Genomic DNA, 11945 nt, shown 5'->3' with positions numbered 1-11945 from the left:
GGGGGGTGAGTCGCTGTAATGCGTCCGGATCAACGCCAGTCCTGGGCTGCGGATCGCGTCGGGGATAGCGTTGTTGGGAGTTTGCCCCGGCGCCTGAAGATCAGTCCAACGGCACCCTCCTTTCGGAAGCGTCGATACAGGCGCTTGATCTCGTGGACACAGAGGCGCAATTATCGGCCTGGCTGAGCCTTTGAGGCTGAACCGCCTGAATAACCCACAACCGGTCGATCTCGCGCTGACTCATGTCGATGCAATCCTTCGTCATGCACTCTCTAAGTAAAAGGGGCATTTCAGTTTTGGACGAAGGGGACACTACCACTTTGATCTAACAGAACTATGTACAGGTGTTGACAAGACAAAAATAATATCATATTGTCATACAGAAATACATTATTACATTAATTAATGTATAAATATGACGATATGTTAGTAAAGACTTATAAGGTCGTAGATGTATATTAGTTATCCGTGTCAAAGCGGGTAAAAACTATTTTTAGAGTATCAGATCCCCTGCACTAAGGCGTGATTATTAAGCCCGGTCTTGCATTTGCTGAGTGGTATGGAGCACCGCATTAATAATTCACTCAGACCCGACCACATACCAATGTGGTCGGTTTTTTTTTAACCAATATACTAAGGAGCCTGTGATTAAGTCCTTATTTCCGCTGTGACTCGCAATCGCCGTAACTGGACTCAACTCCGGCGTCACTCTCCTGTTTTTTTCGTCGGAGAGCAGCCTTTTCAGGCAGTTCAGACGGATTGACCCTGTGCTCGCAACATCTGATCCACGCGAATGAGGTTTGACAGCGCAAACAGCATTGCCAGTTTGCCATCATGTTTCTTCAGACCACGGTAACGGGCTTTCACGAAGCCGAATTGGCACTTAATGATCCGGAACGGATGCTCGACCTTGGCGCGGAGGCTGGCCTTCAGATACTCGGTGCGGATCCTGACCTTATTGATCCGGGGATGCTTTTTCAGCACCTTCAGTTTCCCTGGTTGTTCAGCGATATGCCAGTCCGCACGCACATCTTTCAGCTCGTCCCGCTTTTCCGCGCCTCGGTAACCCGCATCGGCAAAGATGAACGCTTCATCACCGTGTAGCAGATGCTCTGCCTGGTTCAGGTCGTGCTCATTGGCTGCCGTGGTGGTGAAGCAGTGCGTGATTCCGGTACGCGCATCCACACCGATGTGTGCTTTCAGGCCAAAGGTCTTACTGCTCACTTGTATCCGGTCTCTGTATTGAGCCGTTTTTATCGGCTCGGACCCTGATGGAGATCCGCCCGCCAGCTCCTCATTTCCCTACCGGTCTCAAGGACCCTGTGTGATCTCAGGTTTTGCTGACGTCGGTACAACCCGTTATGCCATCACGCCAATGTCGTTGCATTCACCTCGGTTTAAACGTTCAAGCTAATGTTGGCCGGTATTCTGATCCCTTGGCCAACATCGCCCAGAGTATCCGAGCATGCTTGGCCGCCAGTGCAACTGCTGCTTTGTTGAAGCCACGTCGCGCTCGAACCGCCTTGACCCATTTGCCCTTTTGGACGTCTTTATTCATCAGGTAGCGCATGACAGCGCGAGCTCCGTGGATCAGCAGCGTTCGCAGATAGACGTCTCCACGTTTGGTGATCCGGCCATGTCGCGCTCGACCAACTGTTGACCCCTGTCTGGTCACAAGCCCGAGCCAGGCTGAAAATTGCCGACTGTTTTTGAAGGTTCTGACGTCACCAACCGTGGCGATGAGTGCCGTCGCAGTAATCGGACCCACACCCTCAAGAGTCATGAGTCGTTTAGCGTTTTCATCGGCCTGAGCCAGCGCCTCAATCCTCTTGTCATACTCGCCAATCTTTCGATCCAGGTCACAGAGGCGCTCATACTGATTGGCGAAGACCTCTCTCGCGACCACGGGCAGTTCGTTCTCGGCATCTTCGAGAATACCGGGTAATTGGCTGCGCACGTGGCAGCGTCCTTGCGGCAATACAATACCGAATTCGCTCAACAGCCCTCTGATCTGATTAACGAGCGATGTGCGTTCGCCTACCATCAAGCTTCGAACCCGGTGCACCATCAGTACGGTTTGCTGCTCTTCAGTCTTAATCGGTACAAAGCGCATATTGGGCCGGCCGAAGGCTTCGCAGATGGCCTCAGCATCATTGTGATCGTTTTTATCGCTCTTTCGGTATGGAGCCACGAACTGTGGAGCCATCATTCGGACCTCATGGCCACAGCTGCGCAGCCTTCGCGCTCAATGGTGGGCACTGCTGCGCAGCTTTCCATACCGACAATGCAAGGATGGAGCTGAGCGAAGAACTTCATTACCTGGCTGCGTTTGAGCGTCTTGCGCAGAGCCTGTTGCTCCTGCTCATCAACCCCAAAGACTTCGAAAACATTCTTGGCCAAGTCGAGACCAATACGCATAATTTCCATGATGGGCTCCTTCTTTACGATTGGTTGCGTCAACTTCCAATCTGGCACATAGATGCCGATGGAGGGGGAGTCCATCCCATTTCCCTAGGTCTTGGCCCTTATCTGACCTTAAGAGACCCGGATAGCGGACATTTCTTTCGGCATAGCCGCCCAACCCGGGCTGCCGATACCGACCCAGAGCGGACGTTAGGCGTACCGAGCCCCAATCGAGCTATCGGTACACAGCGGACGTTGCTGGGATCGGCTCCAGTCGTCACTTGGCCCAAAGCCGATCGTTAGCGATTGGTAATGTTCTTTGATAGGTCTATCTGAGAGAATTCCGAAAGTGGGCATTCCAGTACAGCCGTCCTGAGGACTCCTGATGCGACTTGTCAGACGTAATCCCCGCAGTATCGGCCTGATTGTCAGCCAGACCGGCAAGTAGGTTATTTAAACGCCCCGCAGGATACTCGGCGCTACTTCGCGGAAAACTCGGACCAAAGTATCATCTTCCTGCAGCACAAAAAATCGTGACTCGTCGACTACTTCGAAAACGCCTCTCCGCACCCGGACATAGACCCGTTCAGTGGATTGATCGAGGAAATTGACCAGGGGAATACGAGCAAGACACTGCTTGAGAAACTCCAAGTTTTTCTCAACATCAAGAGTCTTGCCGGGAGGATAGACGGCCTCCGGCGACTTCGCTTTAATATTGATTTTCTGATATCGCTCGATATCGAGAAATGCGGAGACATTAACAATGTTGAGTTCGGCTTGAGAGCCATAAGCTATGGTTTTTGGGTACGTACCTTTAGGGACGCTGTTGTCGAGAAATTCATACTTCAGAAGCGGTTTTTCATAAGCCAGCCACTTGAAGAGTAATTTTGGCATTCCAGTATATGTTTCTACGCAATGCCCAAGAAAATCCTCTACCGCCTTGTATCGCCCCCTGCTTAACCCCCTTTCCCAACCTCGCTCGACGGTCGCCTCCGGTGGGGTAACGATAAAGTACAAGTACATTGTGTCGGCAAATTTTGCATAGGTGCCATGAAGAATACGAGCAATCTTTTCACTGGCGAAACTATCGAAGCGAAACCTATCCACTAGTAGATTGGGAATAGAGCCGTCACGGTGGGCTTTGTCCCGAATATATTGATCTAGTTTGACATCGATTGCGATCACCTCATGACTTGTGAGTCGACCGGCGTATTTGTACGCCTCCCCCAAGGACTTGTAGTCGAGCAGCAGGCGTCTCCAAATATCGGGACTGATCGTAATATAGCCATCCGGTTTGATCCCCAATTGATCGATCATCTGCCTAAGCATCGGCCGAAGGGAGCTTTTTCCTGCCGCCGAAGCTCCCTTAAGGCTAATAATGATCGGCCTATTTGCGATCTGATAGTGAGCGTAGCCTTCTGCACTAATAGCAGATGCAACATAGGGAGCGATGATTTCGCCAATCAGCTTACTTCCGTATAGGTTGGAGACCCTATCTGTCACCAGCTTGATTAATAGCGTTGAATCGGAACCGATATAACCTCGAGTGCTAGCTATCGAGCCAAGTACTTTATAAAGACTCTTAAAAATAGCCGAATGTAAAGGATCCTCTGTCGCCAACCCCTTTTTCTTGTAGCCCGCAATGACTCGATGGGTCTTCTCTTGAATTGACTCAGTTCGACGTGGAGATTTTTTCCAATCGAATAGGCGACGCCAAAATAACAAGCTGGTTTCGAGTTGATTAACCACTGGAGGTTTAAACAGGGACTCCGCCAGTATCTGGCTTACTAAACGAGTCACGCGCTCGCGGAGCTCTGCGTGGGCACCCACAATCTCCTTCATATGGGGCTGAATATAGTATTCCATCACACGGTTGGCGATAGCGCGACAATTCTTGCCTAGGTCTTCCTCTTCTTCTCCTTCCACCTCACTGATATCGGCTGTCAGTCTGACAATCAGTTCATGCAGGGCCAGACGTTCAGGCCGGAATACTACCAGTTCATCAGGTGGCATACCGGTGTAGTGGGCTAATTCTAGCACATCGGCTAGATTGGAAGTGACATTATCTGCTCGGTGGATCGTCTCCAAAGGCAATAAGGATGCAGGAAGCTCGGCCTCAAGACCCGGATCCCAAGGTGTACAGCCCTGGGAATCGACTCGAGCCCTCTTTATTTGCTTCACCCTATATACCTCACCTTTTCTATTTTTATCTAAGGCATCCTCGAGGGAAATTGGATGGACTCCTTCTTTACAGTTGGTTGCGTAAACTTCCAATTGGGTACATAGATGCCGTCAAAGTGAGAGCCCATTCCATTCCCCTAATCCGCAAAGAGTCAGAAAAATCGACAGGGAGAAGGTCTCAAATGCTAAAAGGCTATAATCGCCTGTTAGCAGGAAAGAATTGGACTGCCCCTCTATAAGCAATTCACTTACCCTTTAAAATCATATCGGCCCCTTTTTCCGCAATCATCATTGTAGGTGCACAGATGTTTGAAGAGGTAATTCGCGGCATTACTGAAGAGTCGATTACTCGCAATCCTTCCAGCCCGTGAACTCTCAACTGAGGGTCCACTACGGCCATCTCGTCAGACGCCGGGCCCATCTTTGCGGTACCGTTCAGGTGGTATGAAGAAACACCGAACTCCCGCACAAACTTCTCGAGTGCTTCGTCGCTGTCCACATCTGCACCGGGGAATGTTTCAGCATCGCGATATTGTTCGAGACTCGGTGCCGTCAGAATTGAACGGGCCAACCTAATACCTTTCACAAGAACATGAAGGTCTTCCGGGTGTGTCAGATAATTCGGCTGCACAACAGGGTCGGCCAGAGGGTCTCTTGAGGCTATACGGACATAACCCCGACTTTGAGGACGGTGCTGCCAAAAGCCGCACGTCATACCTGGATAGTTATCGAGAACCCCAACGTACCCCTTCTTGTAACTAGCTGGTGTAAATACTCCCTGCAGATCACTAAAGTCCATTTTCTCATCGGACTTCCAGAAAATATGAACGAGTGACGGACTCAGCCCCAGTACGCTGGGTTTTTTAAAAAGCCAGCGCAGTACCTGGCGAAACAACCTGATACCCCTTGCTTCTTCGTTGATCGTCAATATATTCCTAACCCTGCAGGAAATCCGGATCGAATAATGGTCAGAAAGGTTCTCACCGACTCCCGGCAACCGGTGCTGCACGGGGATCCCCAGAGATTCAAGGAGCCCTGGTTCACCAATACCGGATAACTGAAGCAGCTTGGGCGTATTAATAGCTCCGGCACTTATAATGACTTCTTTGCGAGCAAAGACAGTGACATACTGTTTTCTTCGGGAGTCATAGTATTCCACCCCTTTCGCACGTTTACCCTCAAGGATTACCCTAGTTGCTTGGGCGTGAGTCCGGATATGCAAATTATCCCGAGAGCGGGCCGCCTTCAGATACGTCCGTGCGGTACTCATCCGAAAGCCATTAGAAATCGCTCTCTGATAGTAGCCTACACCGATCTGAGCCTCACCATTATAGTCCGCGTTCCTTGGTATACCCCGTTCCTCTGCGCTATCCATAAACGCCTCACAGACCGGATGGATCCAGTCCAGACGGCTGATAGGGATAACTCCATCCCGGCTGCGGTATTTTTCATCAACCGGGAACTCACAGCGTTCAATACGCTTGAAGTAGGGAAGTACGCTGTCATAGTCCCATCCCGTGTTACCCAACTCAGACCAATAGTCGTAGTCGCTCCTGTCCCCACGGTTAAAAACCAGACCATTGATTGATGTCGATCCACCAAGGGTCTTTCCTTGAGGAATAGGAATTCTCCGTCCACCGGTCTCGTTTTTGCCCTCCGTGTAGAACTGCCAGGCGAGCTTCGGGTTGAAAATCGTTTTGATAAATCCTACCGGTATGTGGATAAACGGGTGCCAATCCCTTCCCCCAGCCTCAAGCAAGCAAACGTTGTTGGAAGGGTCTGAGCTTAATCGCTCAGCGACAATTGCACCGGCAGCACCGCTACCTACGACTATGTAATCAAATTCTGACGAAGACTGATTCTTCAACATAACGAACACCTAAAATTGGCTCACACCCAAATCGGTTCAAGGATTCCCGTAGAGATAGGTCGGCAACCCTGTTATCAACTGCGGGAACACAGCCAACAACACGCAGGCAAATAGAATCAGGAGACAGAACGGGATAGAAGCCTTATACAGATCCAGCATGGCCACTCCACTCGGAGCAACGCCCTTTAGGTAGAACAACGCATAACCAAAAGGCGGCGTAAGGAACGAGGTTTGAAGGACAACTGCCACCATGACAACAAACCAGAGTACATCCACGCCCAGCGACTCGACGATTGGCAACATGATCGGGAAACTCAGCAACACGATCCCAGTCCAATCCAGGAACATGCCGAGTATGAAAACCACGCCAAACATGAACAGGAGCGCACCGAACGTGCCACCCGGTACGGACAGAACCACTTCCTTTACAACATCCATACCGCCACCGATAGTAAAGACGCCGGTAAATGCAGTAGCGCCAACCAAGACAAACATCACCATTGTGGTCGTTTTACCAGCCTCCAAGAGGCTGCCGTAACAGGTTTTCAGCTTCCTGTCACCAAATACCAGGAACAGAACAAAGGCCATTACCACCCCGATAGCTGAAGCTTCCGTAGCGGTTGCAATACCGGTAAAGAGAGCACCCAGTACGCCAAGAATCAGAGACATCGGCGGGAGCACATATTTCAGGCCCATCATCAGCAACTGACCACCGCTGATACTCTCTCGCTCATCGCTGCTGACACCCGGGCCCCAGTCGGGCTTGATGAAACAGACGACGAGCACATACAGGGCATAGAGAGTCCCGAGCATCAATCCCGGCACCAGCGCACCCGCAAACAGTGAACCCACAGATACCGGTGAGTAACTGGCAATGAGGATCAGCATGATGCTAGGAGGGATGAGGATTCCCAAGCACCCGCTGGCCATAATAACGCCAGTACTCAGGCCCTTGTTGTAGCCATACTTGAGCATGGGCTGAAGTGCGATCATACCCATGATTGCGATAGAAGCACCTACCACGCCAGTCGTTGCAGCAAGCAGTACAGATACAACAACAACCGTCAAAGCAAGCCCGCCTCGAACCCGCCCGAATAGCAACCGCATGGTTTCGAACATCTTCTCGGTAACGCCGGAGTCGTTCAGGAACCGGGCCATGAGAATAAACAACGGAATTGCCACCAGGACGTAGTTATCCATAGCCCTTCCGTACATATTATTGATAAGGAGACCAAGGGTATGCTCACCAGGGCCTAAAATGGCTCCGATCACCGCCGTGCCGCCAAGAACAAAAGCAAGGGGATGCCCCATAAAAAGACCGATCAGAAGACCGGCAAACATAAGCAGAACAAGTCCTTCAGGCCCCATGTTCGCTCTCCTTTAACTCAAGAATAAGTCGTAGGACAATAGAAACACCTTGTAACAGGATCAATGCCCCGGTAACTACAATAACGGTCTTCAATGGATATATCGGGATCGAGACCATACCGTAAGTAGTCTCTCCACGGCTCCAGGAGCGTGTGGCAAACTCCCAGCCATGGGTAAGGAGCAACCACACGAAGGGGGTGAAGAACACAATGTAGCCGACCAGATCTGTCACCGTTCTAACCCGCTTGCTTAAAAGCTGCTTGACGATATCAACTTCGGCATGGACACAGTGTCTCATCCCGTAAGCGGTCAGAAGCATGAAGTAGGCACCAAAAAGCATTTTTGTAATATCAAACGCCCAATCACTGGGACGCCCGATGAAATAACGCAACGCGATGTCATAAATGACAATCAACGTAATGATGGCAATAACTGGCGCTATAAAACGGCCAAACCAATCGTTTATGGCATCAATGGCTCTGATAATACTGAGCATACTCGGTGGTCTCTTGTATTGTGACGAGCACACAGTTACCCCGGCGAAGACTCACCGGGGTAACTTATCAACCGCATTCAAATGCACTTTTTGATCGCGTCCAGAGACGGCAAATTGTGATTAGCCTGACTGAGGTTAAAGGGCACTGAAACGTCACGCCAGTTGGCATAGTCATTCAGATAGCTAATCTGAGAATAGTAGATCTCTGCAGTCAGCTTGTTTTCACAGGAGCTTTCAAGCATGACCTCGTTTGCCACATCTTGGATACGCTTCAGGTCTTCATCTGGGTAACGAGTGATTTCGATACCCTTCGCCTTAAACTTCTCGGCACCCTCGGTTGAACGTCGTTCGGTCCAGGTCAAAGACCAAGTCATATTGGCCTGTGCGGCTACTTTGAGCTTGGTTCGAACATTCTCAGGCAACGCATCCCATGACTCTTTGTTGACCATCAGACCATAGACGCTGGCGGTCTGATGCCAGCCAGGAGACGCCCAGTACTTGGAAACTTCGCCGAAACCGGCTTTGTAATCAACACCAGGCATTGAAAATTCACCGGCATCAACCACGCCCCGCTCGATGGCCTGATAAAGTTCACCACCCGCTATCGTCACTTGAGATGCGCCCAGCTTCTCCAGTACTTTACCTTGCTCCCGACCGGACAGACGAATGCGCTTGCCATTCAGTTCGTCGAGGTTGGCGATGCGTTTTTGGCCCCGAAATCCCGACTCGCTGTTTGCAACACCATAGGGCAGATACACGATGCCATATTTACCGTAGAGCTTTTCATAGAATTCAAAGCCCCCCCATTCGTAGATCCAGTTCAGATAATCTACAGCATTGAACAGGCTGACGTGTGAAGCCAGCGGGGAGAATGCAGGGTCCCGACCAGCCCAATAGCCAGGCCAGTCTCCAGAAGCATCGATGCTCCCGTTTTCTACTGCATCAAACACCTCATTGCCAGGCATCAGTGTTCCACCGGGATAGAACTTAATGTCGATATCATCGCCTGCAATCTGCTCTACCAGTTTTACCCAGTGGCGATCAACCTCCACAAGCTCCAGGCTGTCTGGCCAAGTTGTTGTCATTGTCCATGAGATTTTGTCGCCCGCAAACGCTGGTGTCTGCATCAAACAAGCCAAACTGATTGCAACGGCTGATGCTTTTTTCTTAACTTGATTAAGGTTCATAGGTATTACCTTTTTGTTATTGTATGCGGAAAAATTCTTTTCCCCATTCATGTTTCGGATCTATTGGTAGTGGTTGACAATAGTTTTTGTCGTCGTGAACTCGTCCATTGCGAGGAATCCTTTCTCCCGCCCATAACCGCTTTTCTTTACTCCTCCGAACGGCAGCTCTACGCCTCCTCCAGCGCCGTAACAGTTGATAAAGACCTGACCTACTTCAATAGCATTGGCCATCCTGAGCTGCCTGGAACCGTTTTCCGTCCAGACCCCCGCAACGAGGCCATAGTCAGTTCCGTTTGCCAGTTCGATTGCGTCTTGCTCATCATCAAAGGGAATGACGGCCAACACCGGCCCGAACACTTCCTCCAGAGCTAACTCATGCATACGGGGGACTGGCCCGAACACTATGGGGGGAACAAAAAAGCCGCCCTCGTCGACGTTATCCAGCTGTCCCTGCGCAAGCACTTCAAGCCCGGATGCTTTGACGCGTGCGATGAATGCCTGAACGCGCTTGAACTGATCTGCTGTGATAATCGGGCCACAATCGGCTCCGCTATCAGGCATTCCGGCTTTGACGTCAGCTACACGTTTCGCGACCCTTTCTACAACGGATTGGTAAACACTTCGCTGAACCAGCAGCCGAGTACCAGCTGAACATGTCTGCCCGGTGTTCTGGATAAAACCGGCGACAACGGCTGGTACAGCCTTGTCCAGGTCCGCATCTTCAAAGACCACCTGGGGAGACTTCCCTCCCAGTTCCAGAACGCAGCGGACATGATTCTCTGCAGTGGCCTGCTGTACTCGAGTTCCTACAGCTGGCGATCCGGTAAAAGTCAGCAGATTGATGTCAGGATGCTTCGCCAATGCTTCGCCTGCTTCAGCTCCGAAGCCAGTTACAATATTCAGGGCGCCCGCAGGCAAACCTGCTTCTTCAGCAATCCTGGCGATTAACAGAACAGATTGGCAAGCCTCCTCCGAAGGCTTCACAACAACGGCATTACCTGCCGCCAAAGCTGGGCAAACTGTACGGCCAAACACCTGCGACGGATAGTTCCAGGGAATAATGTGAGCGGTCACACCCAGAGGTTCGTGAACCACATTGACGTTGTACCCGTTGAGGTAAGGAATAACCTCTCCGTGGTGTTTATCTGCCGCTGAGCCATAGAATTCGAAGTACCGGGCAAGGGCAGATATATCCTTCTTTGCCAAGTGAAGAGGCTTTCCGGTGTCTTTCGACTCAACCGCTGCAATCTCATCTGCACGCTCCAGCACAGCATCACGCACCTTGATCAACAGACGTCCCCTCTCAATGGCGGAAAGTGCTCCCCACTCATTCTTAAAGGCATGTCTGGCCGCCACTACCGCCTGATCAACATCTTCTTTCTGGCCTCTGCTTAATTCAGTGAATACACACCCGGTGGCAGGATCCAGCACATCGATCAGGTCTTTGCTTTGCGCGTCTTGCCAGGTTCCGTCTATCAAGATTGTTTTCATGAGCTGACCATTTATATATCTGGGTTTTTATTATGAGTTTGCTGGCATGGCGTACTTCCGGTCGGCTTTACCCGCCTTCAGAATCTGCCCAGGCACATCATGGCCGACGAGTTCGGGTAACATAGCGGACGCTTCCAGCAGCAAGTCCAGATGGACGCCTGTATCAATGTTCATCTGCTCAAACATGTGGACCAAGTCTTCGGTACAAACATTCCCCGTAGCGCCAGGGGCGTAGGGGCAACCGCCCAGCCCGCCTAGAGAAGCATCAAATCGGCGTATGCCGGCCTCCCATGCCGCCAATGCGTTCGCTAGCCCCATACCACGGGTGTTATGAAAATGCAGCGTAAACGGGACTTCCGGCCATGCCATGAGAACAGACTCACACATTCGTTTGACCTGGGCCGGATTTGCCATACCGGTTGTATCACACAACGTTATTCCGTCGACGCCGATACCAACAAGGCGATCGACAACTGACAACACCTGGGTCTCTGGAAGAAAGCCCTCAAAAGGGCAACCAAAAGCAGTCGATATGGAAGCATTACCGAAAACACCCGTGCCTTTGAGCATTCCCGTGATTCCTTCGAGCTGAGTAAGAGACTGCTCAGGAGTCATTCTCAGGTTCACCCTGCTATGAGACTCACTTGCGGACATCACCATATTAATTTCGTCAACGCCGCAATCCAGAGCTCGCTCACAACCTTTCTGATTAGGCACCAACGCCGTTATCAGCACTCCCGGCCGACGATCAATGGTTCGGATAACTTCGGCTGCATCCCGAAGATTGGGTATGGCCTTTGGTGAAGTAAAAGAACTCGCCTCAATCCGCTTGACCCCTGTCTGGGCCAAGGCATTGATCAACCGAATTTTGTCCTCGGTCTCAATAAAACTACTTTCAATCTGCAGCCCATCCCGCGGCGCAACTTCATTGATTTCAATCTTGCTCATG

At 51.0% G+C, this 11945-nt stretch carries 7 protein-coding genes and 2 pseudogenes; all 9 read right to left on the bottom strand.

All coding sequences use genetic code 11. The annotated features are described in order from the left end of the window. Window positions 1-750: 750 nt before the first annotated feature. A pseudogene (locus IEX85_RS01620) lies at window positions 751-1209 on the bottom strand (transposase); the annotation flags it as partial. A 196-nt stretch (window positions 1210-1405) separates the two neighbouring features. Continuing rightward, window positions 1406-2427: pseudogene (locus tag IEX85_RS01615) on the bottom strand (IS110 family RNA-guided transposase). Window positions 2428-2856: 429 nt separating this feature from the next. Next, window positions 2857-4584, bottom strand: a complete 1728-nt coding sequence (locus tag IEX85_RS01610; RefSeq protein ID WP_188857613.1) for a DEAD/DEAH box helicase family protein — start codon at window positions 4582-4584, stop codon at window positions 2857-2859. Between the two features lie 244 nt (window positions 4585-4828). Continuing rightward, complete coding sequence (locus IEX85_RS01605; RefSeq protein ID WP_188857611.1) at window positions 4829-6454, bottom strand: GMC family oxidoreductase; 1626 nt, start codon at window positions 6452-6454, stop codon at window positions 4829-4831. A 36-nt stretch (window positions 6455-6490) separates the two neighbouring features. Continuing rightward, window positions 6491-7822 carry a TRAP transporter large permease gene (locus IEX85_RS01600; RefSeq protein ID WP_188857609.1) on the bottom strand — a complete coding sequence of 444 codons (1332 nt, stop codon included), beginning with the start codon at window positions 7820-7822 and terminating at the stop codon, window positions 6491-6493. Further along, a complete protein-coding gene (locus tag IEX85_RS01595; RefSeq protein WP_188857608.1) occupies window positions 7812-8318 on the bottom strand; it encodes a TRAP transporter small permease subunit in 507 nt (168 codons plus the stop codon). Before IEX85_RS01595 ends, IEX85_RS01600 begins: the two co-directional genes overlap by 11 nt. A 77-nt stretch (window positions 8319-8395) precedes the next feature. Next, a complete protein-coding gene (dctP, locus tag IEX85_RS01590) occupies window positions 8396-9505 on the bottom strand; it encodes a TRAP transporter substrate-binding protein DctP (RefSeq protein ID WP_188857606.1) in 1110 nt (369 codons plus the stop codon). A 60-nt stretch (window positions 9506-9565) separates the two neighbouring features. Next, entirely contained in the window at window positions 9566-10996 is a 1431-nt protein-coding gene (locus tag IEX85_RS01585) for an aldehyde dehydrogenase family protein (RefSeq protein ID WP_188857605.1), read from the bottom strand. A 30-nt stretch (window positions 10997-11026) separates the two neighbouring features. Continuing rightward, a complete protein-coding gene (locus IEX85_RS01580; protein ID WP_188857603.1) occupies window positions 11027-11944 on the bottom strand; it encodes a hydroxymethylglutaryl-CoA lyase in 918 nt (305 codons plus the stop codon). Window position 11945 lies beyond the last annotated feature (1 nt).

This window comes from Marinobacterium nitratireducens, from assembly GCF_014645375.1.
GTDB classification, from domain to species: Bacteria; Pseudomonadota; Gammaproteobacteria; order Pseudomonadales; family Balneatricaceae; genus Marinobacterium_A; species Marinobacterium_A nitratireducens.
Note: the sequence above shows the minus strand (reverse complement) of the source record. Positions and strands in the feature narration are given on the sequence as shown.